The 22290-nt window shown below is 63.1% G+C and carries 24 protein-coding genes and 1 tRNA gene; 13 read left to right on the top strand and 12 right to left on the bottom strand.

What is annotated here, in order from left to right; translation table 11 throughout:
* The first annotated feature begins 31 nt into the window (after window positions 1-31).
* Window positions 32-802 carry a hydroxyacylglutathione hydrolase gene (gene gloB, locus EO99_RS0104215; RefSeq protein WP_029617394.1) on the top strand — a complete coding sequence of 257 codons (771 nt, stop codon included), beginning with the start codon at window positions 32-34 and terminating at the stop codon, window positions 800-802.
* 1 nt (window position 803) lies between these two features.
* Window positions 804-1229, top strand: a complete 426-nt coding sequence (locus EO99_RS0104220; RefSeq protein ID WP_029617395.1) for a cupin domain-containing protein — start codon at window positions 804-806, stop codon at window positions 1227-1229.
* A 3-nt stretch (window positions 1230-1232) separates the two neighbouring features.
* Here EO99_RS0104220 and yddG read toward each other — a convergent pair whose 3' ends face one another.
* Together yddG and EO99_RS0104230 are read right to left on the bottom strand one after the other, a co-directional pair.
* On the bottom strand, window positions 1233-2123 hold the full coding sequence (gene yddG, locus EO99_RS0104225) for an aromatic amino acid exporter YddG (RefSeq protein WP_029617396.1): 891 nt from the start codon (window positions 2121-2123) through the stop codon (window positions 1233-1235).
* 28 nt (window positions 2124-2151) lie between these two features.
* The gene (locus tag EO99_RS0104230; RefSeq protein WP_029617397.1) at window positions 2152-2925 is read right to left on the bottom strand and encodes a DUF3108 domain-containing protein; all 774 of its coding nucleotides are present in this window, start codon (window positions 2923-2925) and stop codon (window positions 2152-2154) included.
* 249 nt (window positions 2926-3174) lie between these two features.
* Here EO99_RS0104230 and rpmB point away from each other — a divergent pair, with 249 nt between their 5' ends.
* Both rpmB and EO99_RS0104240 read left to right on the top strand, forming a co-directional pair.
* On the top strand, window positions 3175-3480 hold the full coding sequence (gene rpmB, locus EO99_RS0104235) for a 50S ribosomal protein L28 (protein ID WP_029617398.1): 306 nt from the start codon (window positions 3175-3177) through the stop codon (window positions 3478-3480).
* Window positions 3481-3589: 109 nt separating this feature from the next.
* Window positions 3590-4228, top strand: coding sequence for a queuosine precursor transporter (locus EO99_RS0104240; RefSeq protein WP_029617399.1), 639 nt, complete (start codon window positions 3590-3592; stop codon window positions 4226-4228).
* Window positions 4229-4251: 23 nt separating this feature from the next.
* Here the strand turns inward: EO99_RS0104240 and EO99_RS0104245 are convergent, their stop codons facing one another.
* The 4 genes from EO99_RS0104245 to EO99_RS0104260 are packed head-to-tail and all read right to left on the bottom strand — an operon-like array spanning window position 4252 to window position 8832.
* The gene (locus EO99_RS0104245) at window positions 4252-5226 is read right to left on the bottom strand and encodes an esterase-like activity of phytase family protein (protein ID WP_029617400.1); all 975 of its coding nucleotides are present in this window, start codon (window positions 5224-5226) and stop codon (window positions 4252-4254) included.
* A gap of 26 nt (window positions 5227-5252) precedes the next feature.
* Entirely contained in the window at window positions 5253-7139 is a 1887-nt protein-coding gene (gene cobT, locus EO99_RS0104250; RefSeq protein WP_029617401.1) for a cobaltochelatase subunit CobT, read from the bottom strand.
* A gap of 14 nt (window positions 7140-7153) precedes the next feature.
* Entirely contained in the window at window positions 7154-8146 is a 993-nt protein-coding gene (cobS, locus tag EO99_RS0104255; protein ID WP_029617402.1) for a cobaltochelatase subunit CobS, read from the bottom strand.
* 59 nt (window positions 8147-8205) lie between these two features.
* A complete protein-coding gene (locus EO99_RS0104260; RefSeq protein ID WP_029617403.1) occupies window positions 8206-8832 on the bottom strand; it encodes a J domain-containing protein in 627 nt (208 codons plus the stop codon).
* Between the two features lie 101 nt (window positions 8833-8933).
* Between EO99_RS0104260 and EO99_RS0104265 the strand changes: the two genes are divergently transcribed.
* Complete coding sequence (locus EO99_RS0104265) at window positions 8934-9215, top strand: BolA family protein (protein WP_029617404.1); 282 nt, start codon at window positions 8934-8936, stop codon at window positions 9213-9215.
* Window position 9216: 1 nt separating this feature from the next.
* Here EO99_RS0104265 and EO99_RS0104270 read toward each other — a convergent pair whose 3' ends face one another.
* The 3 genes from EO99_RS0104270 to EO99_RS0104280 are packed head-to-tail and all read right to left on the bottom strand — an operon-like array spanning window position 9217 to window position 12247.
* Complete coding sequence (locus tag EO99_RS0104270) at window positions 9217-10524, bottom strand: HlyC/CorC family transporter (RefSeq protein WP_029617405.1); 1308 nt, start codon at window positions 10522-10524, stop codon at window positions 9217-9219.
* Between the two features lie 5 nt (window positions 10525-10529).
* Window positions 10530-11657: a 3-dehydroquinate synthase gene (gene aroB, locus EO99_RS0104275; protein ID WP_029617406.1), complete on the bottom strand. Its 1128-nt coding sequence runs from the start codon at window positions 11655-11657 to the stop codon at window positions 10530-10532.
* Window positions 11654-12247, bottom strand: a complete 594-nt coding sequence (locus EO99_RS0104280) for a shikimate kinase (protein ID WP_029617407.1) — start codon at window positions 12245-12247, stop codon at window positions 11654-11656. The genes aroB and EO99_RS0104280 overlap by 4 nt, the downstream gene beginning before the upstream one ends.
* Window positions 12248-12407: 160 nt before the next feature.
* Here EO99_RS0104280 and EO99_RS27970 point away from each other — a divergent pair, with 160 nt between their 5' ends.
* From EO99_RS27970 to EO99_RS0104305, 5 genes are all read left to right on the top strand, one after another.
* The gene (locus tag EO99_RS27970; RefSeq protein ID WP_029617408.1) at window positions 12408-12563 is read left to right on the top strand and encodes a hypothetical protein; all 156 of its coding nucleotides are present in this window, start codon (window positions 12408-12410) and stop codon (window positions 12561-12563) included.
* Between the two features lie 7 nt (window positions 12564-12570).
* Complete coding sequence (locus EO99_RS0104290; RefSeq protein WP_029617409.1) at window positions 12571-13515, top strand: site-specific tyrosine recombinase XerD; 945 nt, start codon at window positions 12571-12573, stop codon at window positions 13513-13515.
* 42 nt (window positions 13516-13557) lie between these two features.
* Window positions 13558-14511, top strand: coding sequence for an acetyl-CoA carboxylase carboxyltransferase subunit alpha (locus EO99_RS0104295; RefSeq protein WP_029617410.1), 954 nt, complete (start codon window positions 13558-13560; stop codon window positions 14509-14511).
* A gap of 183 nt (window positions 14512-14694) precedes the next feature.
* Window positions 14695-15981, top strand: a complete 1287-nt coding sequence (locus EO99_RS0104300) for a L,D-transpeptidase family protein (RefSeq protein ID WP_029617411.1) — start codon at window positions 14695-14697, stop codon at window positions 15979-15981.
* Window positions 15978-16211 (top strand): sulfurtransferase TusA family protein, encoded by a 234-nt coding sequence (locus EO99_RS0104305; protein WP_029617412.1) that lies wholly within the window; start codon window positions 15978-15980, stop codon window positions 16209-16211. Before EO99_RS0104300 ends, EO99_RS0104305 begins: the two co-directional genes overlap by 4 nt.
* 5 nt (window positions 16212-16216) lie before the next feature.
* Here the strand turns inward: EO99_RS0104305 and EO99_RS0104310 are convergent, their stop codons facing one another.
* Both EO99_RS0104310 and EO99_RS0104315 read right to left on the bottom strand, forming a co-directional pair.
* The gene (locus EO99_RS0104310; protein ID WP_029617413.1) at window positions 16217-17347 is read right to left on the bottom strand and encodes a CobW family GTP-binding protein; all 1131 of its coding nucleotides are present in this window, start codon (window positions 17345-17347) and stop codon (window positions 16217-16219) included.
* 14 nt (window positions 17348-17361) lie between these two features.
* Window positions 17362-18354 carry a D-alanyl-D-alanine carboxypeptidase family protein gene (locus EO99_RS0104315; RefSeq protein WP_081851978.1) on the bottom strand — a complete coding sequence of 331 codons (993 nt, stop codon included), beginning with the start codon at window positions 18352-18354 and terminating at the stop codon, window positions 17362-17364.
* A 259-nt stretch (window positions 18355-18613) separates the two neighbouring features.
* Here EO99_RS0104315 and EO99_RS0104320 point away from each other — a divergent pair, with 259 nt between their 5' ends.
* The 3 genes from EO99_RS0104320 (at window position 18614) to EO99_RS0104330 (ending at window position 21104) form a co-directional block, all read left to right on the top strand.
* The gene (locus tag EO99_RS0104320) at window positions 18614-19777 is read left to right on the top strand and encodes a M20 aminoacylase family protein (RefSeq protein ID WP_029617415.1); all 1164 of its coding nucleotides are present in this window, start codon (window positions 18614-18616) and stop codon (window positions 19775-19777) included.
* 101 nt (window positions 19778-19878) lie between these two features.
* A tRNA-Arg gene (locus EO99_RS0104325) sits at window positions 19879-19955 on the top strand.
* A gap of 132 nt (window positions 19956-20087) precedes the next feature.
* Window positions 20088-21104, top strand: a complete 1017-nt coding sequence (locus EO99_RS0104330) for a sensor histidine kinase (RefSeq protein ID WP_051679696.1) — start codon at window positions 20088-20090, stop codon at window positions 21102-21104.
* A 58-nt stretch (window positions 21105-21162) separates the two neighbouring features.
* Here EO99_RS0104330 and EO99_RS28565 read toward each other — a convergent pair whose 3' ends face one another.
* The gene (locus EO99_RS28565) at window positions 21163-22263 is read right to left on the bottom strand and encodes a methyl-accepting chemotaxis protein (protein ID WP_029617417.1); all 1101 of its coding nucleotides are present in this window, start codon (window positions 22261-22263) and stop codon (window positions 21163-21165) included.
* Window positions 22264-22290 lie beyond the last annotated feature (27 nt).

A 22290-nucleotide genomic window follows, 5' to 3' on the forward strand; every position in this document is an offset into this window, starting at 1 on the left:
CTGACGCCAATGTCTGCAACGAGGGAGACTCATGAAGTCACTGGAGATCGAAGTCTTTCAATGCCGTAGCGACAATTACGGTGTCCTTGTCCATGATCCGGAGACGGGGCTGACGGCAACGATCGATGCTCCAGAGGAGCAGCCGATCCTGGACGCCCTTGCCCGCCGCGGATGGCGCCTCAGTCATATCCTGACGACCCATCACCATACCGATCACGTCGAGGCGAACCTCGCCCTGAAGGAGAAGTTCGACCTGGAGATCATCGGCCCGGTCAACGAGGCCGTGGCGATCCCCGGTCTCGACAACTCGGTGATGGAGGGCGACGAGTTCACGTTCGGCAACCATACGGTCTGCGTCATCGAGACGCCGGGACACACCGCCGGGCACATCTGCTACTATTTTCCCGACGACAAGATCCTGTTTGCCGCCGACACCCTGTTCGCGCTCGGTTGCGGACGCCTCTTCGAGCGGCCTGCAGCAGACATGTGGCATTCGCTCCAGAAGCTCGCGGCCCTGCCCGACGAGACTGCCGTCTATTTCGGGCATGAATACACGCTCTCCAATGCCCGCTTCGCCATCAGCATCGATCCGGACAATGTCCGTTTGCAGGACAGGGTACGGGACATCGAGGAAGCCCGGGCTGCCGGCAGGTTCACCATCCCGACGACGATCGGGCTGGAAAAGGAGACCAACCCCTTCCTGCGTGCCACGGACCCGGCAATCCGTCGCAACCTGCTGATGGAAACCAAATCGAACGAAGAGGTCTTTGCGGAAATCCGCAAGCGCAAGGACAACTTCTAGGATGACGGCAGAGGACATCATCCTGACCCTGGGCATGCAGCGCCATCCGGAGGGCGGCTGGTATGTGGAAACCTTCCGCGATCCGGCCGGCGGCCCGCGCGGACATTCCACCGCCATCTATTACCTGCTGCAGGCCGGGGAGCGCTCCCACTGGCACCGCGTCCACGATGCCGCGGAAGCCTGGCACTTCCACGCCGGCGATCCGCTGCGGCTGAAGATCTCGCAGGACGGTGAGCGGGTGGAGACCGTCATTTTGGGAACCGATCTGCTGCAGGGCGAGCGGCCGCAGGCGATCGTGCCGGTGAACGCCTGGCAGGCGGCGGAACCGCTGGGCCGCTTTACGCTGGTCGGCTGCACCGTGGCGCCGGGCTTCGACTTCGCGGCCTTCGAGATGGCGCCGCCGGACTGGAAGCCGGGCAGCGCCTGAACCTCACTCCGCGGGCGTTGCCTCGACCGGGCTGCGCCGGCCGAACATGTCGCGTGCCGCCAGGACTGCGCCACCGGTGATCAGCAGGCAGGCGAGCGCGATGCGCCAGTCCGGTTCGGCAAAGCCGCTGGCGACCAGGATCAGCGTCGACAACAGGGGTGCCGCATAGCTTGCCGCGCCGATGATCTGGATGTCGCCGTTCTTGACGCCGTAGTCCCAGGCATAGAAGGCCGCGCCGACCGGAAGCAGGCCAAGCCCCACGATCGCCAGCCACTCCCCGGCGTCTGCCGGCCAGACGGTCGTCTCGAAACCGAGATGGCAGAGGAGAGACAGCAGCGCGGTGGCGAGGCAGAAGCCGGTGACCACATCGGTGGAGACGCGATCGAAGCGGCGGGTGAGAAGCGAATAGCCGGACCATGTGAAGGCGCAAAGGAAGGCCGCGCCGTACCCGAGCAGGTAGCGGTCGTCGAAGGACAGTCCGTTGCGCGAGACGATCGCGATGGTTCCCGCCAGACCCGCGAGCGCGCCCGCGACATGATACCAGCGCAACCGCTCGCCCGGGAGGAGAGCCGAGCCGACCACGATGAACAGCGGCCAGAGGTAGGCGATCAACCCGGCTTCCACGGCGGGCGCATTGCGCAGGGCCGTGAAGTAGAGGAAATGGTAGCCGAAGAGCCCGAGGATGCCTGTGAGCCAGACCTTGGACGGCTGCCTGAGCAGCTTGATGCGCTCAGGTCTTGCCGCAAACAAGAGAAGCCCCGGAAGACTGCCGATCGCAAAGGTGATCGCCGAAAGCTGGAAGGGTGGCATGCCACCCGAGGCCGCGGTCATCAGGGCCAGCAGGGACCACATCAGGATGGCGGTGAAGCCGATCAGCGTGCCGCGAAGTTTCACCCTGCCCCCTTTCGGGGCTTCGCCCCAGTCAGCCGCCGTATTTTGCGGCCTTCACATAGACATCCCCCATGCTCGTCGGAATGCGAGCATAGACCGGGGCATATACATTCACCGACTGCGCCTTGGCAAACCAGATCTCCATCGGCGTCTTCTTGAGATGCTCGATATCGCTGCGGCCGCGGCGAAAGCCGGACTTGGGCACATACTGGATTTCGCAGACGATCGCCTCGCCTTCAAACCCGTCCGTGGAGAACGGCTTCCGGCCCTTGGGCGTCAGCACCAGATCCATGCGGGACTCACCGTCATAGATCTTGAGGCGGCTGGGGCAGACCTTGGAATCGCCCGCAAAGATCAGCCCGCTCAAGGGATCCAGCACCGAGCGCAGGTCCGCTTCGGTCACCGGCACCCAGTTGTCCGGCCGCGTCTTCGGCTCCGGCTTCATGACGGACTGGGTGACATTGCCATTGCGATAGGTGACGTCATAGACGCGCGTCCGCTTGCCGGTCTTGTAGACGAGGTTGTAGCGCTCCGCCTCAAGCCGATCCCCGCGCTTGCGGCCGCTGACCGTTGTTTCTGCGGAAATCTTCGTGATCAGCTCGGCAAGGCCCCAGGACCGGAAGCTGCCGGAGATGCGATAGTCGCGACCGCCAAATTCGCTGGCGAACGAGGCCTTGGCGATCGGCAGGATGCCGAGCGAGATGTCGTACTCGCTGACATGCCGGATGCCCGCCGTGCCGGCAGGTCCGGCAAGGAGGAGCGCGGCGGTTGCAACTGCCAGGAACGATCGGCGGCGTTCAAGCATGGGATGGTCTCCAGGGGAGAGGAAGGACGTCATGTCTCTCTCTTGCCATCATATATACAGTCCACTATGGCAGGAAAGAGCCGCCCGGGCCGCGTCTGCGCACAATCGCAGGGCCAAAACCCAAGGTTTGGCTTGACGCAGGCGACCGCACTGACTATAGAACCGCAACTTTCCAATCAGACCACTTGGATCGGCGCGCCGGGCATTGCCCGGAAGTACCATCCGATTGCATAAGAACAAAGGTGTATCATGACACGTATGTGCGAATTGACCGGCAAGGGCGTCCAGACGGGCAACAATGTCAGCCACGCCAACAACAGGACCCGTCGCCGGTTCCTGCCGAACCTGTGCCAGGTCACACTGATTTCCGACGCTCTGGGTCAGCGCTATCGTCTGCGCGTCTCGGCGCACGCCCTGCGCTCGGTCGAGCACCGCGGCGGCCTCGACGCCTTCCTTCTGAAGGCCAGCGAAACCGACCTGTCGATGCGCGCTCGCCTGCTGCGCCGCCAGATCGTCAAGAAGACTGCCGAAGCTGCAACTGTTGCTGCTGCCTAAGCTTTAAAAGACTATCACCGGTTCTGAGGAGGGCTTGACGGGAAACCGGACAGGCCCTTTCTCGTGACCTTCATCAAATCCAGCTGGTGGCATCACCCAGGGTAAAAAAATGCGATACCTTCGCTATACATCCGTCTACGCGCTTCTGATGGCGGCCATCGTCGTCGCCTCCAATTTCTTCGTCCAGTTTCCGCTGTCCGGCTCCCTGTTCGGGGTGGCGCTCGGCGATCTCCTGACCTGGGGCGCCTTCACCTATCCCATCGCCTTTCTCGTCACGGACCTCACCAACCGACAGTTCGGGCCGTCGATTGCCCGGCGCGTGGTGCTGGCAGGCTTCGTCGTCGGGGTCGCCGTGTCCTTCTGGACCGCGATGCCGCGCATTGCCATTGCCTCCGGCACGGCCTTCCTATTCGGCCAGCTCCTCGACATCTCGGTCTTCAACCGGCTGCGTCGCCAGACGTGGTGGCAGGCGCCACTGGCGGGATCGCTGGTCGGTTCGACCATCGACACAGCGCTGTTCTTCTCGCTCGCCTTCGCGCCCGTGTTTGCCGTGCTCGGCCCCAATGAGCCGTTCGCCATCGAATGGGCACCGATCCTGGGTGTCATGTCGACGGACGCACCCCGCTGGATGTCCTGGGCTCTTGGCGATCTTGGCGTGAAGATCCTGGTCGGGATCGTGATGCTGCTACCCTATGGCGCCCTGATGACCGTGCTGAAGCCCATGCCTCCGGCAAAGGCCACCAGCTGATCCATAGGCCCGTCCGGCTGGCGCTATTCCGTCAGCCGGAACTCCAGCATCAGGTTGCGCTGCAGGAACGACCGGTTGTCGTCGGAGACGAGGATGATCCGCGTGTCGCCCTCCGGCCCCCGGATGACATCGAGACCCTCCATGTTGTCGATCTCGGCGCTCATGTCGGCTTCGATCAGGACCTCGCCGTCAACGACGGCACCGGGCCGGATCGTGCGGCCGTCGATGCGCCGGATGCGCATGCCGACGCCGCCGGTGAAGCTGAACCGTCGCTCCAGCAGCAGAAGGTCGCCGTCCGGCAGGAAGTCGCCATCGGTGATGTCCCAGGGGTCGTCCTTGGAGACCGTGAAGATCCCCTTCAGCGGACCGTCCAGGACGGCGGCAAACAGGTTGCCATCGCCATCGATGCTTCGCTCTGCCACGGCGACGATCGCACCCTTGAGAGGACTGCCTGCCGGCGCCACCGCAAGCGTCTCGATGCCGCCATTCGACCGGAGCTCCCGCTTCGGTATGACCATGTCGACGGGACGCGGCTTGGAGGTCTCGAACCCTGGATCGGGATAGGCAGCGATACGGTGCTGCCTTTCGTAGCTGACGATCAGTTTGCTGCCGCGGGCGGCGAGCCCCTCTGAGTCCATCTCGGATTTGGACCCAGGCTGGCCATCGGCACCCAGCATGGGGGCGATCGAGATGTCCGCAAGACCGGCGAGACGGCCGGCGCCGTCACGAACGGTCTGTCCCGTCATCCATTCGCCGCTGTCGAGAATAGCCACGAAACTGCGACCATCCGGTCTGAACCGGATCGACGAAACACCACCGAGGCGCCTGTCGGAAGAGGAATACTGGAGCCCGCCGAGAAACTGGAGAGGACCCAGGTCATTGTTTGCCGAGCCTTGTCTGAAGGTCTTGATGACCTGCGCACTGACGGGCACGAATTCACCCGCTGACGCGACGGGAAACGCAACAAGCGAAAAGAACCCCGCCGTCCAGGCGAGCAGGCGTCCCGGCTTCGCGACCCTGCGCCTCAACCGGCCCGCCGCATCTTGCCTGCGTTCTCCTCGAAGAGGGCAGCCAGCTGCTCGGTCATCGCCCCGGCAAGCTCGTCGGCGTCGACGATGGTGACAGCCTTGCGGTAATAGCGGGTCACATCGTGACCGATGCCGATGGCGAGCAATTCCACCGACGAGCGCATCTCGATCTGCTCGATCACGGCTCGCAGGTGCCGCTCCAGATAATTGCCCGGATTGACCGAGAGCGTGGAGTCATCGACCGGCGCACCGTCTGAGATCATCATCATGATCTTGCGCTGCTCGGGTCTCGCGATCAGACGGTTGTGCGCCCACATCAGCGCCTCGCCGTCGATGTTTTCCTTCAGCAGGCCTTCGCGCATCATCAGCCCGAGATTGCGGCGCGACCGGCGCCAGGGTGCGTCAGCCGACTTGTAGACGATGTGGCGCAGGTCGTTGAGGCGCCCTGGATTGGCCGGCTTGGCATTTGCCAGCCATTGCTCGCGGCTCTGGCCGCCCTTCCAAGCCTTGGTCGTAAAGCCGAGGATCTCGACCTTGACGCCGCAGCGTTCCAGCGTGCGGGCGAGGATGTCGGCGCAGGTCGCGGCAACCGTGATCGGCCGGCCGCGCATGGAGCCGGAATTGTCGATGACCAGCGACACCACCGTGTCCCGGAACTGCGTATCGCGCTCCCTCTTGAAGGAGAGCGGCTGCATCGGATCGATGATCAGGCGCACGAGACGGGCGGGATCGAGATAGCCTTCCTCGAGATCGAAATCCCAGGAGCGGTTCTGCTGCGCCATCAGCCGGCGCTGCAGACGGTTGGCCAGACGTCCGACGGCGCCTTGGAGGTGCGCAAGCTGCTTGTCCAGGAAGGCGCGCAGCCGGTCGAGCTCGGCTTCGTCGCACAGCTCCTCGGCATGCACCTCTTCGTCGAATTCCTGTGTGAAGATGTGGTAGTCGACCTTGTCGTTGAAATCGTCGAACGGGCTGTGCGGCCGGCGCGTCTCGCCGGGCGTTTCCGAATGATCGTCCGCCTCGTCCGACATTTCGTCGTCGGACATCTCGGCGCCGTCCATCTCGCCTTCGTCCAACTCGTCGTCGGCTGCCTCGCTCTGCTCGGCCGGCGCCGCATCGGAACCCGCCTCCTCCTCGACCTCCTCGTTCTCGGCCTCGTTGCTGCGCGGCTGCTCCTCGTCGTTGGGGTTGTCCATCTCCTCGGGCTCGGACTCGTCATCGCCGAGGTCTTCGGCCATCTGCATGGATGACAGCATGTTCCGGACGAGCTTGGCGAAGGCCTGCTGGTCTTCGAGCGCACCCTTCAGATTGTCGAGGGCAGGACCTGCCTTTTCCTCGATGAACGGGCGCCAGAGGTCGAGCACCTTGCCGGCGCTGGCCGGCGTCCTGGTACCGGCGAGCTTTTCGCGCACCATCATCGCCATGGCTTCGGCCAGCGGCGCATCTTCCTGGCGCTCGATGCCGGAGAAGTTTGCCTTGGCGTATTTCTCCGCATTCATGGACTCGATGTTCGACGCCATGCCGGTCATGCGCAGTGCGCCGATCGATTCGACGCGCGCCTGCTCCACGGCGTCGAAGACGCTGCGCGCATCGGCACCCTGCGGCGAGAGATTGGCGTGGACATTGGTGTCGTGGCAGGCAATCCGCAGCGCCATGGAATCGCCAAGGCCGCGGGTGACCGCCAGTTCCTGGGCGGTCGGTCGCTTGGAAATTTCCGGCAGGCGAACCCGCTCGCCGGCAAGCCCCGGACGGTCGTTGCTGAAGCTGACCTCGACCTCGCTGTCGCCGGCAATCGAGCGGACGCAGCCGGTAATCGCCCGGCGCAGCGGTTCCACGTCGACGGGTCCGCCCGTTTTGCCCTTCAGATTATCGCCGCGTCCTGCCATCCGTCGTTATTACCTCAGGCTCCGAGTACGATATTGGCCGCACTCTCTTTCAGCTCCACGCCGAAGGCCCGCTGGTACTGTTCGGCCACCAGCGTACGCTCAAGCTCGTCGCACTTGTTGAGGAAGGTGATGCGGAAGGCAAAGGCGATGTCGCCGAAGATATCCACGTTCTCTGCCCAGGTGATGACGGTCCGCGGGCTCATCAGCGTCGACAGGTCGCCGTTCATGAAGGCCGAGCGGGTGAGATCGGCAACGCGCACCATCTTCGAGACAGTTTCGCGGCCTTCGGCCGTCTTGCCGAAGCTCTTCACCTTGGCGACGACGATGTCGACTTCCTTGTCGTGCGGCAGGTAGTTCAGCGTGGTGACGATGGACCAGCGGTCCATCTGCGCCTGGTTGATCTGCTGCGTGCCGTGATAGAGGCCGGTGGTATCGCCGAGGCCGACCGTGTTGGCGGTCGCAAACAGCCGGAAAGCCGGGTGCGGCCTGATGACGCGGCTCTGGTCGAGAAGCGTCAGGCGGCCCGAACTTTCCAGCACGCGCTGGATGACGAACATCACGTCGGGGCGGCCGGCATCGTATTCATCGAAGACGAGCGCGACATTGTGCTGGTAGGCCCAGGGCAGGATGCCGTCCTTGAATTCGGTGATCTGCTTGCCGTCCTTCAGCACGATGGCGTCCTTGCCGACGAGATCGATACGGCTGACGTGGCTGTCGAGGTTGATGCGCACGCAGGGCCAGTTCAGGCGCGCGGCCACCTGCTCGATATGCGTCGATTTGCCGGTGCCGTGAAAGCCGGACACCATCACACGACGGTTGTGCGAGAAACCGGCCAGGATCGCGAGCGTCGTGTCGCGGTCAAAAAGATAGTCGGGATCGAGGTCCGGGACATAGGGGTCGCCGTTGCTGTAGGCGGGGACCCGGATGTCGGAGTCGATGCCGAAGACCTCACGGACTGAAACAGTGGTGTCGGGAAGGTTTGAAATATCAAGATCGATCTTGCTCATTATCTCTCCAAGGCGCGAGCCACCGCCCGCCGTCAGTCCTCTTTCAACTGATTTATCGCTTAGCAGAAACCTGCTTGCTTCAACAACTGATATGCTTGGATCACCTCTCGAAAACGTTCCTCCGAGCCGCGATCGCCGCCGTTGGCGTCCGGATGGTGCATCTTCACCAGCTCCTTGTACCGGCTCTTGATCTCCGCCGAGGTCGCCCTGGCGCCAAGACCCATCGTGTCAAACGCCTTGGCCTCCAACGTCTTCAACTTGCGCGCCTGCGGCTCCGTGCGCGGACCGGCACTCCGGCTCGAAGCGACGAAGCCGAACGGATCCTTGATCTTGTGGGCTGCCCCTCCAGGACCCGACCGGATCGTCGAATGCATGGATGCATGCTTGGCACCCTTGTTGACCCCGACGGCCCAGGTGGGACGATGACCGGTGATCGCCTCCTTCTGGTAGCGCGCGATCTCGCTGTCGGACAGGCCCGAGAAGTAATTGTAGCCCTTGTTGTAGTCCTTCACGTGCTCAAAGCAGAAGAGGAAGAACTGCCCCTCGGCATTGCGTCCGACCGGCGCCCGATGTGCGCCCGGGCGGTCGCACCCGTCCCATTGGCAGGTCGGCGCCTCGGCGACCGTTTCCTGCTGTGTTTTCCGGCGCGTCCGAATGCGATCGAAGTATTTGGAATCCAGTTTCATTTGACCTCATTATGGGGTGCGCGAGGAAGACGAACAAGAATTGACAAACCCCTTTCTTGCTGCTCTCTGGATCACCCCCTACCGATCTGCGAAGGCTGCTCATGTCCGTAAAATCCCGTATAGAGATCCTACTCCAGGACGGTCTTGCTCCCGAGCGCCTGGAAGTCATCAACGAAAGCCATCAACACGCCGGCCATCAGGAAAGCTTCGACGGAACTGGCGAAACCCACATGAGGGTCCGCATCGTCTCGGAAAAATTCTCGAAGATGAGCCGCCTGGAGCGGCACAGGGCGGTCAACGAGCTGTTGAAGCCGGAGCTCGAGGCCGGGCTGCATGCGCTGGCTGTCGAAGCGTCGGCACCCGGCGAACCGACGCGCTGGTAAGCTATTCCGCCGGCAGGTTGACAGAATCGGCCGGGCGAATTCGAAGTCGCGTGATGCGGTTCTTCTCCCGCTTCATGACGATGAAGCGCTTTCCATAGAAGGTGAACGCCTGCCGCTCCTGCGGGATGAGCTTCGATTCATGGATGACCAGTCCGGCAATCGTCGTCGCCTCGTCGTCGGGCAGGTTCCAGTCGAGCGCCCGGTTGAGGTCGCGGATCGGCACGGAGCCATCGACGATGATGGAGCCGTCGGCCTCCTGCCGTACACCCTGGATCTCCAGATCGTGCTCATCGGCAATATCGCCGACGATCTCCTCCAGGATGTCCTCCAGCGTCACGATCCCCTGAACCTCGCCATATTCGTCGACGACGACCGCAAAATGCACCTTGCGGCGCAGAAAGGCGTTGAGCTGGTCCTTGAGGGTCGTGCTGTCCGGCACGAACCAGGGCTTCTGGGCAATCTTGACGATGTCCAGGTTCTCGGGCTCGACATTCGGTTCGGCAAGCGCGCGCAGAAGATCCTTCGCGTGCACGACGCCGATGATGTTCTCCGTCGAGTTGCGCCACAGCGGCATGCGCGTGAAGGGGCTCTCGAGCACCGTCCGCACGGCCACCTCCGGCGGATCGTCAGCATTGACGGCACGCATCACAGTCCGGTGCTTCATGACGTCGGAGACCTCCAGTTCCTCGAGATCCAGAAGACCACCCATGCGGTCACGGTCAGCCTTCTTGAACCCGCCCTCGCGGTGCAGGTGGTCGAGCGCGCTGCGCAGTTCCTCGTGTGCGGAGAGCATCGATGCCTCGCGCGAGAGATTAACCCCGAAGATCGCCAGGATTCCGCGGACGATGGCGTTGACGCCGCTGGACAGCGGCCCGACGACGGCCACGAAGAGCCGCACGAACGGCGCCACGAACATGGCGAACCGGTCCGGCGCCGAGATCGCCCAGCTCTTGGGAAGGACTTCGGAGAAGATTACCAGCAGGGCCGTCATCAACAGCGTCGCGAAGGCGACGCCGGAATCGCCGAACACAGCCAGGAACAGGCTGGTGGTCAGCGACGAAGCCAGGATGTTGACGAGGTTGTTGCCGATCAGCAATGCCCCGATCAGACGGTCGCGACGCTTGATCAGCGCTCCGACGACGCCTGCCCGTTCATCGCCATTGCTTTCCAGCGTGTGCATGCGCGCCGGCGATGCCGCCGTCAGAGCCGTTTCGGACCCGGAAAAAAAGCCCGAGGCAATGATCAGCAGCACGATGGATATGAGCGTCAGCCAGTAGTCGGCGACGACAGAGAAAAAAGCTTCCAAAATGGTCCCTAACGCATGTCCTCAAGGAAACTGAACACTTCCGACGTCGGCACGTCGTCCGCGACAAAAGACTGGCCGATACCGCGCGTGAGGATGAAGGTGAGCTTGCCGCTCTTGACCTTCTTGTCCTGCGCGATCGCCTCCATCAATATCTGGGTCGGCGGCAGCCCACCTTCAATATCCACCATCCTCGTGGGAAGGCCGACCTCGGCAAGATGCGCCGCCACGCGCTGACCATCATCCGGGCTGGCGAGATTGAGTCGGGCGGAAAACTGGTGAGCGAGGACCATGCCGATCGCCACGCCTTCGCCATGCACCAGCCGGCTGCTGTCGTAGCCGGTCGCCGCCTCCAGTGCGTGACCGAAGGTATGGCCGAGATTGAGAAGCGCGCGCCGTCCCGTCTCGCGCTCGTCCTCGACGACGATATCCGCCTTCGCCTGGCAACTGATGGCGATCGCCTCGATCCGCTCCGGCCCGCCCTCGAACACCTTCTTCCAGTTCTTTTCCAGCCAGTGGAAGAAATACGGCTTGTCGATCAGGCCGTATTTGGCAATTTCGGCATAGCCGGCCCGGAACTCCCGCGGCGACAGGCTGTCGAGCACCGCCGTATCGGCCAGCACCAGATCCGGCTGATGGAAGACACCAAGCAGGTTCTTGCCGTGCCGGGTGTTGATCCCGGTCTTGCCGCCGACCGACGAATCGACCTGCGCCAGCAGCGATGTCGGGATCTGGATGAACCGCACGCCGCGGCGCACGATGCCGGCGGCAAAGCCGGCGAGGTCTCCGATGACGCCGCCGCCGAGAGCGATGACGGCATCACCGCGTTCGATGCGGGCCGCGAGGATCATGTCCGTCGCCGCCGCAAGCCCGTCCATGCTCTTTGTCTTCTCGCCGGGCGGAAGCACCAGCGAGACAGCCTCGAAGCCGTCGGTCTGCAGGCTGTCCATGAGCTGCGCCAGGTAGAGCGGTCCGACGTTCTCGTCGGTGATGATCGCAACGCGCCGGCCAGTGAGCCTCGCAATGATTTCGCCGCCGGCCCTGCCGATCAGGCCCGGACCGATCAGGATGTCGTAGGCCCGGTCTCCGAGGGGCACATGAACCAGCCGCTCGCCGGTTGTGGACGAAGGAGCATTCATTGTGCGTCACCTTTCTCTGCGGGCCCAACCAGTGCCGACAGAACATTCGTTACCATCGTCTCTTTTCGCACGTTGCCGGACGGCACGATCAGATCCGCCTCGGCATAGATCGGGTAGCGTTGGTTCATCAGCTGCTCCAGCGTCGCCTTGGGGTTCTGCGTCTTCAGCAGAGGCCGATGATCGCGCTTGTTCACCCGTTCCCAGAGAACATCGAGGTCTGCCTTCAGCCAGAGCGAAACGCCGCCCTCCTTGATGACCTTGCGGGTATGCTCGTTGATGAACGCGCCGCCGCCCGTCGAGATGACCCGCGGCCCGCCCTCAAGCAGGCGGGCGATCACCCGGGTTTCCAGCGAGCGGAACTCGGTCTCGCCATAGGCTGCAAACAGCTCGGCAATCGTCATCCGCGAAACCCGCTCGATTTCGGCGTCGGTATCGATGAACGGAATGGAGAGCGCCTGCGCGACCATGCGGCCGATCACAGACTTCCCCGCCCCCATCAACCCGACGAAGATGAGGTTGCGCTTGCCGAGCGCCGCACGCGCCTGACTGGCGAGGGAGGGTACCGCAACGGGCATGAGAAGGTCATTCATCGTCCGAGATCCATTTATAGAAGGGTATCGACAAATGGACCCGCAGCGTCAAGCCATGCGGTGCGCAAAGTCCCGGCTCAACGCCAGCTTGCGCATGCAGCAGCCATTTCGCATATAGTTGAACCGTCTCCATCAGGATTCGCGAAGGAAATCCCGACCGATGCCCACCCTCTTCCGCTTCCTGTCCGTCATCGCGGTCATCGCCGCGATCATCTACGGGAGCATGCTGGCTCTGGTCTTCCTCGTCGAGCCGCGAGAACGCGATGTCACGGTTCGTGTCCCCTCGGAACGCCTGAACCCTGCACCACAGGAGTGAGGTCCGCGTGGCCGACCTGACCCGAGCCCATATCGAAGCCTTCCTGGAGATGATGAGCGCCGAACGGGGCGCGGCCGGCAACACGCTCGTCTCCTACGAACACGACCTCGAAGACCTCTTCGGCTTCATGGCGGCCAGGCGGGTGCAGACGATCGAGGCCAGCAGCAGCGACCTGCGCGCCTATCTCACCGGTCTGGGCAAGAGCGGATTTGCCCCGAGCTCTCAGGCACGGCGACTGTCGGCGATGCGGCAGTTCTACAAGTTCCTCTACGCCGAGGGCCTGCGTGGAGATGATCCGACAGCAGTTCTCGACAGCCCGGCAAAGGGCAGGACGCTGCCGAAGATCATGAGCGAGGAGGAGGTGACCCGGCTCCTCACGCTTGCCGCCGAGGAAGCGGACGATACCTCCCCAGGGCAATTCTCCCGGCTGCGGATGCTGACGCTTCTGGAACTGCTCTATGCCACCGGCATGCGCGTCAGTGAACTGGTGTCGCTCCCGGCGCGGGTTCTCGATCAGGAAGGCCGCTTCCTGATCGTCAAGGGAAAGGGCAACAAGGAGAGGCTCGTTCCCCTGTCCCGCTCCGCAATCGAAACGGTGCGGCGCTACGGCGAGGCGAGGCGTGCGGAAATCCCGGACGCCGACGACAATCCCTGGCTCTTTCCCTCCTCCGGCAAGGAGGGCTATTTGCCGCGGCAGGTCTTTGGCCGCGACCTCAAGGCGCTTGCCGCCCGCGCAGGCCTGAAGACATCGGCCATTTCTCCGCACGTGATGCGGCACGCCTTCGCAAGTCACCTGCTGCAGAATGGTGCCGACCTTCGCGTGGTGCAGGAACTGCTTGGCCATTCGGACATTTCCACCACACAGATCTATACCCACGTGCTTGAAGAGAGGTTGCGCCAATTGGTACAAACGCATCACCCTCTTGCAAAACTGGCAAAAAACCGGGAATAGAGGGCCCGCCGACCTGGCTAGAATGATCGGAACACGGATCTCATGCAGACATATCTCGACTTCGAAAAGCCCATCTCAGACCTCGAGGCCAAAATCCACGAGCTCAAGAAGATTGCCGCCGAAGACGAAAGCATCGACACGTCGGATGAGATCGCGCGCCTGGAAGTCCGCGTCCGCGAGGCGATGGAAGACATCTACGGCAAGCTGAACGCCTGGCAGAGAACGCAGGTCGCGCGCCATCCGCAGCGCCCGCACTTCATGAACTATGCCGCCCAGCTGTTCACCGATTTCACGCCGCTGGCGGGCGACCGGAATTTCGGCGAGGACGCGGCGATCCAGGCCGGGCTTGCCCGTTTCCGGGGACAGCCCGTTGCCGTCATGGGCCAGGAGAAGGGCCACGACACCAAGAGCCGCCTGAAGCACAATTTCGGCAGCCCGCGCCCGGAAGGCTACCGCAAGGCCGTCCGCGTCATGGAAATGGCCGACCGTTTCGGCCTGCCGGTGATCTCGCTCATCGACACGGCCGGCGCCTACCCGGGCGTTGGAGCGGAAGAGCGCGGTCAGGCGGAAGCCATCGCCCGCTCGACGGAAATGTGTCTCTCCCTGCGGGTTCCGATGGTCTCCGTGGTCATCGGCGAAGGCGGCTCCGGCGGAGCGATCGCGATTGCCACCGGCAACCGCGTCTACATGCTCGAGCACGCCATCTACTCGGTCATTTCGCCTGAAGGGGCCGCCTCCATCCTCTGGCGCGATTCCACGCGCGCAAAGGAAGCCGCGACCAATATGCGCATCACGGCACCCGACCTGAAGGAGCTGGGCGTGATCGACGACATCATTCCCGAACCGACCGGCGGCGCGCACCGCGATCCCGAAACGGTCATCGAGAACACCGGCGATGTGATCTTTTCGGCGCTCGAGGAGTTGGGCCAGATGTCGGGCGACGAGGTGCGCAATGCCCGTCGGCAGAAGTTCCTGCAGATCGGCCGTAACCTCTAATCCGGGTCACTGCCTTCAAATCGCCCCATTAAAGCTGATGTTTTGCACAAATCCCGAAGCGAATGCGGGGTTTTGCTGGACAGGCGGACGCCAGCGTTTAAGAAGATGTAAAGATTACCGCTTCATTATTATGGCTCTTGTGCCCGTTACTCGCCCTCAGCAATCCAAGTGGTGTTCATGTCGATACGCCTGAGAAACATTGCCCTCGCCCTTTTCTTCGCGACTGCACTGGCAGGCTGCAACGACACTCTCGATTCCGTCGACCTGTCCCACGTCAAGAACAAGGTTGAGCAGCCTCTTCCATCGCGCATCGTGACCGAGATGCAGAAGAAGAACATGCCCCGCAATTCTCCGATCATGATGCGCATCTTCAAGGAGGAAGGCGCTCTCGAGATCTGGAAGGCGAAGGCAGACGGACGTTTCGACGTGATCGCCAGCTATTCGATCTGCGCCTGGTCCGGCAAGCTCGGCCCGAAGGTGAAGGAGGGCGACCGTCAGGCGCCCGAAGGTTTCTACAACCTGACGCCAGCGCACCTGAACCCGAATTCCAACTATTATCTGGCGATCAATACAGGCTTCCCGAACCGCTTCGACCAGGCCCAGGGCCGCACCGGCTCCAACCTGATGATCCACGGCGCCTGCTCGTCGTCCGGCTGCTATTCGATGACGGACGCACAGGTGCTGGAGATCTATGCCTTCGCGCGGGACGCCTTCAAGGGCGGCCAGACGGCGGTCCAGCTGCAGGCCTTCCCCTTCCGGATGACCGCCGAGAACATGGCCCGTCACCGCGACAGCGAACATCTTGATTTCTGGAAGATGCTGAAGGTCGGATACGACAACTTCGAGGTGACCAAGCGTCCGCCAGAGGTCAATATCTGCGAGAAGAAATACGTCTTCAATCAGCAGGTCGAAGGTACGATCAGCAGTGCCGCAGCAGCATGCCCGCCGATGTCGACCCCGCCGGCGCTCAACGTCGCCCTGGCCTCCTATCAGAAGACCTACGAGGTCGCCTACGACAAGGCGATGAAGAAGCTGGACGGCATGGTCTGGTATGAGCCGACGGAAGCGGAGCGCAAGGCAGTGGTTGCTGCAAAGCGCAAGGGTCGTGATCTTGCCTACGCGCCGACCGGCACCTCGCTGGAAGCCGGAAAGCTTCTGAAGCGCCAGGAATTCGAAGCGTTGATGGCAAAACGCTCCGGCCCGCAGAGCACGCCCGCGACGCCGATGCTTGCCTCCACGTCGACCTCAACCTCGAGCCGTCCGGCAACCGCTGCCGAGCGGATGAAACAGGACCGCCTGCCACAGACGGCCACGACCTGGGAACAGGCCCCCGCGGAGACGGCAGCTGCCGACGGTTCTTCGACCACCACCACCGTTCCGATCCCGGCGCCCAATCCGCTTGCCTACGCCGCACCGCCCGTCAGCACCGCCGAGAAGAAGCCACTGTGGAAATTCTGGGCGTCGGAATGACCGACGAGACGGCCAGTCTCTACGACTTGAGGGGGCTGAAATGCCCCCTTCCCGTTCTCAAGACCCGCAAGCGCATGAGTGCGATGCGCTCCGGCGAGGAGCTGGTGGTCGAGACCAGCGATCCGCTGGCAGGCATCGACATCCCGCATTTCTGCCGGGAAGACGGACATCAGTTGATTGAAGGCCAAACGACGGAAGACGGGCACCGCTTCCGGATCCGCAAGGGCTGAGAGCGCTACATCCGCAAGCCGGGAACGGCGAGCGGATTGTCCTCCAGCGCAGCGCGGTCCGGCCGGTCCACCCGCGGCGTGCCCGTGAAGGCTGCAAACAGGTCGGCGACGAATTCCTCCGGCAGATCCTGCGTGATCAGCACCATGCGTGTGCGACGGTCGGACCCTTCAGGCCAGGCGGCCAACCGCTGCGGGGGATGGAAGATCGACTGCACCCCGTGCAGAACGAGCGGCCGGTCGGGATTGTCGGAGAGCGCCACGATCGCCTTCATCCGCAACAGCTTCTCGCCATGGGCCGACCGCAACAGGTCGACGAACATCTCGATGGCCGCAGGGTCTATCGGCCGGTCGTGAAGAATCGAGAAGGAGCGGATGTCGGCGCCGTGGCGGTTCACATCGTGATGATGATGGTGACCGTGATCATGGTGATGGTGGTGGTCATGCGCGTGGTGGCTGCTGGCCATCTCGTCGCGCAGCCAGCGATCCACATCGGCGATCTTCGTCGCCGGATCGTAGAGCCCGTTCTGCAGAACCGAAGCGGTCGCTGCCTCCGGCGCATCGGCATCCATCCGCACCGCCCGCGGGTTCAGCCGGTCGAGCTGCCCGTACAAATCGAGCAGCTGCTCGCTGGTCGCCATGCTGGTCTTCGAGATGATGAGCCGATCGGCGACGGCCACCTGTTTCACCGCCTCGACATGCCGTTCCAGGGTCGAACAGCCGTTGACGGCATCGACCACCGTGATCACGCCGTCGAGCTCGAAGCTCTGTGCCATTACGGGATGGCCCATGACCGATTGCATAACGGGTGCCGGATCGGCAAGCCCGGTGGTCTCGATGACGACGCGGCGGATCGGCGTCAGCCGCCCCGTCTGCATCGCATCCATCAGCGAGGCCAGCGTATCGATGAGCTCGCCGCGCACGGTGCAGCACAGGCAGCCGTTCGACAGCTGCACCAGCGTGTCGCCCGAGGATTCCACCAGCAGGTTGTCGATGCCGACCTCGCCGAACTCGTTGATGATGACGGCCGTGTCGCTCGTTGCCGGATCCTTGAGAATGCGGTTGAGCAGCGACGACTTGCCCGCGCCGAGGAAGCCGGTGATGATGGTGACCGGTATGCGGTTCTGAGAAGCCGACATCGTCTTCGCGCGACTCAGAAGGTCGGACGCGGCAGCGGGATCGGCACGTTGGCGATCTCGTTCTGCCCGGTCTTGCCCGCAGCGATCTCCGAGCCGGGGATCAGCCCGGCGAAGCTGTAGCGCGGCGGCCGCGTCATCTCGTGGATATAGGGCGAGCGAACGACCATGCGTCCGGCGTCGTCGCGGCCTTCGCTGCGCACCTTGGCCGCCTTGGGATTGCAGATCTCGGCGCTGATGTCGTTGACCGTCGCGGTGTCGCCATAGGGCGCCAGCGATGCAAGCGGCACGCCCTGACCGGACGGCGAGGTCAGCGCCTTCTGCAGGAGATCCGCCGAGTCGTCCGCGCGTCCCGCCAGGCTGTCGGAGCCGAGCACGATGGAGATGACCGTGCGCCCATTGCGTGTCGCCGAGGAGACCTGGTTGAAGCCGGAAGCGCAGATGAAGCCGGTCTTCATGCCGTCGGCGCCGTTGAAGCGACCCACCAGCATGTTGTAGTTCGGATAATTCTTCGCGCCGGTGCTGACGCCTTCCAGCGCAAAATAGCCTGCGTACTCCGGAAACTCGCGCTTCAGCTGCAGCGCCAGGACGGCAAGGTCGCGCGCCGTCGTATACTGACCCTTGCCCGGCAGCCCGTGCGGATTGATGAAGCGCGTCGAGGTCATGCCGAGGCGCTGAGCCTCCGCATTCATCATCCCGACGAACTGATCGAGGGATCCGCCGACCGTCTCGGCCACCGCGACCGCCACGTCGTTGGCGGACTTCACGAGCAGGAGCTTCAACGCACTGTCGAGCGTCAGCTTGGAGCCCGGCTTGAAATACATCTTGCTGGCCGGCTGGTCGGCAGCCTTCTTGCTCATGGTCACGGGCGTCTCGAGCGAAAGCTGGTTCCCCTTCAGCGCCTTGAACGTCAGATAGGCCGTCATCAGCTTCGTGAGCGAGGCCGGATACCACTTCTTGAACGCATCCTCATGCGTGATCACGCGCCCCGTGCGCACATCCACCACCATCTGCGGATTGGCGAACGCACTTCCTGCTGAGACAAAGACGGCAGCAGCGGTCAGGGCTGCAGCCAGCCTGGAAAGACAGGGCAAGGTGGAGTGACGCTTGAGCAAAACGATAACCTCGTTGGCGGGGGAACGAGAGCGGCAATAGTTTGCCTATGTGGCCAAGCAATGGCAAAGATCGTTGATTGCGTCAATCGTGAGGAGCACAATGGCTTGGGAGGGCGATTCACGATCTCGTAAAAAGACAAGAACAGGGAACCGAATGCCGATCATCAATCGAGCCGCCGAGCTACAGGCGGAAGTGACCGAGTGGCGCCGCCATCTTCATCAACATCCCGAAATTCTCTATGATGTCCAGGATACCGCAGCCTTCGTGGAAGCGCGTCTGCGCGACTTCGGCGTCGACGAGGTCGTGACCGGCATAGGCCGCACCGGCGTGGTCGGCCTCATCCATGGTCGCGGGCCCGGCAGCCGCACGATCGGCCTGCGCGCCGACATGGACGCCCTGCCGCTCGACGAGGTGACGGGCAAGCCCTGGTCTTCCACGACGTCCGGCAAGATGCACGCCTGCGGCCACGACGGCCATACCTCCATGCTGCTCGGCGCCGCAAGACACCTGGCGGAGACCCGCAATTTCAATGGCACGGTCGCCGTCATCTTCCAGCCGGCCGAAGAGGGCGGCGCCGGCGCGCTGGCCATGATCCAGGACGGGCTGATGGAGCGCTTCAGCATCGACGAGGTCTATGGCATGCACAACATGCCGGGCATTCCTGTCGGCCAGTTCGCCATCCGGCGCGGCGGCATCATGGCCGCACCCGACAAGTTCACGGTGACCATCAAGGGCCGCGGCGGCCATGCCGCCCAGCCGCACCGGACGGTCGACCCGATCCTGATCGGCGCCCAGCTCGTCGGCACCCTGCAGACGATTGCCGCCCGCAATGCCGATCCGCTGAGCTCCGTCGTCGTCTCGGTCACCCGCTTCCAGGCCGGCACCACCCACAACATCATTCCCGACAGCGCCGTGCTCGGCGGCACCGTCCGCAGCCTCAGCGAAGAGGTGCGCGATCTCGCCGAGACCCGCATCCGCCAGATCGTCGAAGGCACCATGCTTGCCCATGGGGCCACCGCCGAGATCGAATACGAACGCAACTGCCCCGTCACCACCAATCACGACCGCGAAACGGAGAACGCCATCCGCGCAGCCTCGGACGTCGTGGGGCCGAAGAACCTGGACGTGGAAGTCGAACCGTCGATGGCCGGCGAGGATTTCGCCTACATGCTGAAGAGCCGCCCCGGCGCCTTCATCTTCATCGGCAACGGTGACAGCGCACCGCTGCACAACCCGGCCTACGACTTTGCCGACGACGCCATCGCCTACGGCATTTCCTACTGGGTGCGTCTGGCCGAACAGCGGCTCAGCGACTGAGGCTGCAATCGACCGGACGCGTGGCGGGGTCATGTGCCCGCCGCGCCCCTTCCGAAAACGCTTGGCATCGACGGGCGCCTTTTGTATGGATGCTGTCCAGTGGTCCCGTAGCTCAGCAGGATAGAGCACCAGATTCCTAATCTGGGGGTCACGCGTTCGAATCGCGTCGGGATCACCATTGGCACCGCAACCTTGCGCCCTCATCGAGCCTGGATTTTTGAGCCTGGATTTTTTCCATCGAAAGCTGCTCGCTGAGCTATCTAGAACACAGGCAGTTCGTCTATGAAGGTGTTTTAGAAGAGGGACAGAGATGCTGCAGGCTACGCTGGACGTGCTGGGGGACGACGCGAGCATTGCCGGCCTCATCACCGCCAATGCGGCAGACGCCATCTTCCTGATGGATGGGCAAGGGCGCACGCTCTACACCAATCCTGCAGCCGAGAGGATGTTCGGCTGGAGCAATGACGAATTGCTCAATTCGCTGCTGCACAACGTCGTGCATCATCACAGGCCCGATGGCAGACCTTTTCCGATGGAGGAGTGCCCCTTGGGCGACGTCTTCGTCACCGGTCGCACGCTGGTGGCCCACGAAGACGTCTTCTTTCACCGGGACGGCCGACAGATCCCCGTATCCTGCTCGAACGCCTCCATCATCCGCGATGGCAAGGTCACGGGCGGCGTCCTGATCGTTCGCGACATAACGGACCGGAAGCAGCTTGAGCAACAGCGGGACCTCCTCGAGACGGAACTCGTGCACCGGATAAAGAATACGGTCGCAGTGATACAGGCCATCGCGCAGCAGTCCTTGCAGGGCGACGATGTCAATGCGGTGCGGGAGACCTTCCTCGCAAGGCTCAGCGCGATCGGACATGCCCAGGCTCTCGTGGCGGCCAACTACGCCGAGGACGCCCAGCTGCAGGTCGTGCTGGAAAGCACTCTGCGTCCTTTTACATCGGAAGCCAGATGCGCCACCCTGAGCGGCCCTCCTGTCGCGCTGCCGCCAAAGCAGGCCCTGACGCTCTCCATGGCCATCCACGAACTTGCGACCAACTCCCTGAAATACGGTGCCCTGTCGGTTCCCGACGGCAAGGTGACGGTCAGCTGGACGGTGGATCCGGATCAAGAGCGCCAGCGGCTGAGGCTCGTCTGGACGGAACTGGGAGGCCCTGCCGTTCGCCCGCCCGCTCGAAAGGGCTTTGGAAGCCGCATCATCGAAAAGGTCCTGGCCGCAGACTTTACCGGCAAGGTTGACCTGGATTATGACCCGCAAGGCGTTCGATGCAGCCTCGATGGCTTCATTCCGGCAAGGTCTTCGACACCCCGTTGAGGATGATCGCGGCTCGGTGCCGCGGTCGCCCCCGTCCGGACAGACGCAAGTCCTGCCCTCACCCCAGGTTCAGCCGCACGCCAAGACTTTCGTCGCTCTCCGTTTCCTGCACGACGACGCCGTGCCAGCCAAGGCCGTCGTAATCCTCGTAGCCGAGGGTCTTGGCGAAGGCGACGATGGCGCCGCTGCGGTCGTAATAGCTTCCCTTGTCCTCACCGTTCTTCTTCTGCAGGGCGAAATGGGTGAACATCCGGGACGGGTTGGTGGAGGCGATCACCCGGCTGTTGCCGTCGAGAAGCATGATGGTCGTCTTGTCCGCCACCTGCGGCGGCAGGTTGGCCTCCTTGTCGACGATCGCCTGGCCCTGCGCGTGCCAGTCGAAGTAGACGCCGAGCGTTCCGAGCAGGTCCCCGTCCATCTTACCGCCGTCGCGGACACCGGTCGCATAGACCAGCCCATTGCGTCCGCCATGCAGCGCGCTCGGCTTGACGTCGTCGACGATGTAGTCGTCGCCTGACCGGCAGCGGCGAGCAGCCGCGAACCAGGGCTCGGACGAAAGCGACGTGCCGATGATCTTCTTCTGGAAGGCGGGATTGGCCGATGCGATGATGCGGCCGTTGAGGTCGGTCAGCACCAGATCGAGATAGACCGTATAGAAGCGGTTGATGACGCCGAGCCGTTCGGATGCGAAGGCTGTCGCCGCGGCATCCTTTCCACCAAGCGCCTGCCAGAGCGCCGGGTCGGTTGCCCACCAGCGCACGTCGGCGGTCCGTTCGAAAAGATTGCGGACGATCAGCTGCACCAGCGTCTGGGCAAGATCCGTCAGGCGAACGCCTTCCATCTCCTCCACCAGCGAGTCTGCCATGCTCCGTCCGAGGCCGATACGGCCCAGCACCCTGCTCTCGAATTTTTCGGCGATCTCCGTCGCGGTTTGCGCCAGGCGCTGCACCTCATTGGCGACCACGGCAAAGCCCTTGCCCGTTTCCCCCGCCCGGGCCGCCTCGATCAGCGCATTGATCGCCAGGAGCCGGATCTGCTTGACGACGCTGGCATTGTCGCTGCTGAAACGCTCGAGTTCCTTGCCGATGTCATCGGTGACGATGCGCATCGTCCGGGGCGTTGCTGCAACTTGAGAGTGATCCGCTTTTGGCGCCAGCATGTAAAAATGCCTCTAAGACAAAGGATA

The sequence above is a fragment of the Pseudorhizobium marinum genome, from assembly GCF_000705355.1.
Taxonomy (GTDB): Bacteria; Pseudomonadota; Alphaproteobacteria; order Rhizobiales; family Rhizobiaceae; genus Neorhizobium; species Neorhizobium pelagicum.

Coding starts and splice junctions, on each gene's coding strand:
- gloB (WP_029617394.1), top strand. CDS start 32: ATGAAGTCACTGGAGATCGAAGTCTTTCAATGCCGTAGCGACAATTAC.
- EO99_RS0104220 (WP_029617395.1), top strand. CDS start 804: ATGACGGCAGAGGACATCATCCTGACCCTGGGCATGCAGCGCCATCCG.
- EO99_RS0104230 (WP_029617397.1), bottom strand. CDS start 2,925: ATGCTTGAACGCCGCCGATCGTTCCTGGCAGTTGCAACCGCCGCGCTC.
- rpmB (WP_029617398.1), top strand. CDS start 3,175: ATGACACGTATGTGCGAATTGACCGGCAAGGGCGTCCAGACGGGCAAC.
- EO99_RS0104240 (WP_029617399.1), top strand. CDS start 3,590: ATGCGATACCTTCGCTATACATCCGTCTACGCGCTTCTGATGGCGGCC.
- cobT (WP_029617401.1), bottom strand. CDS start 7,139: ATGGCAGGACGCGGCGATAATCTGAAGGGCAAAACGGGCGGACCCGTC.
- cobS (WP_029617402.1), bottom strand. CDS start 8,146: ATGAGCAAGATCGATCTTGATATTTCAAACCTTCCCGACACCACTGTT.
- EO99_RS0104260 (WP_029617403.1), bottom strand. CDS start 8,832: ATGAAACTGGATTCCAAATACTTCGATCGCATTCGGACGCGCCGGAAA.
- EO99_RS0104265 (WP_029617404.1), top strand. CDS start 8,934: ATGTCCGTAAAATCCCGTATAGAGATCCTACTCCAGGACGGTCTTGCT.
- aroB (WP_029617406.1), bottom strand. CDS start 11,657: ATGAATGCTCCTTCGTCCACAACCGGCGAGCGGCTGGTTCATGTGCCC.
- EO99_RS0104280 (WP_029617407.1), bottom strand. CDS start 12,247: ATGAATGACCTTCTCATGCCCGTTGCGGTACCCTCCCTCGCCAGTCAG.
- EO99_RS27970 (WP_029617408.1), top strand. CDS start 12,408: ATGCCCACCCTCTTCCGCTTCCTGTCCGTCATCGCGGTCATCGCCGCG.
- EO99_RS0104295 (WP_029617410.1), top strand. CDS start 13,558: ATGCAGACATATCTCGACTTCGAAAAGCCCATCTCAGACCTCGAGGCC.
- EO99_RS0104305 (WP_029617412.1), top strand. CDS start 15,978: ATGACCGACGAGACGGCCAGTCTCTACGACTTGAGGGGGCTGAAATGC.
- EO99_RS0104310 (WP_029617413.1), bottom strand. CDS start 17,347: ATGTCGGCTTCTCAGAACCGCATACCGGTCACCATCATCACCGGCTTC.
- EO99_RS0104315 (WP_081851978.1), bottom strand. CDS start 18,354: ATGGTGGTGGATGTGCGCACGGGGCGCGTGATCACGCATGAGGATGCG.
- EO99_RS0104320 (WP_029617415.1), top strand. CDS start 18,614: ATGCCGATCATCAATCGAGCCGCCGAGCTACAGGCGGAAGTGACCGAG.
- EO99_RS0104330 (WP_051679696.1), top strand. CDS start 20,088: ATGCTGCAGGCTACGCTGGACGTGCTGGGGGACGACGCGAGCATTGCC.
- EO99_RS28565 (WP_029617417.1), bottom strand. CDS start 22,263: ATGCTGGCGCCAAAAGCGGATCACTCTCAAGTTGCAGCAACGCCCCGG.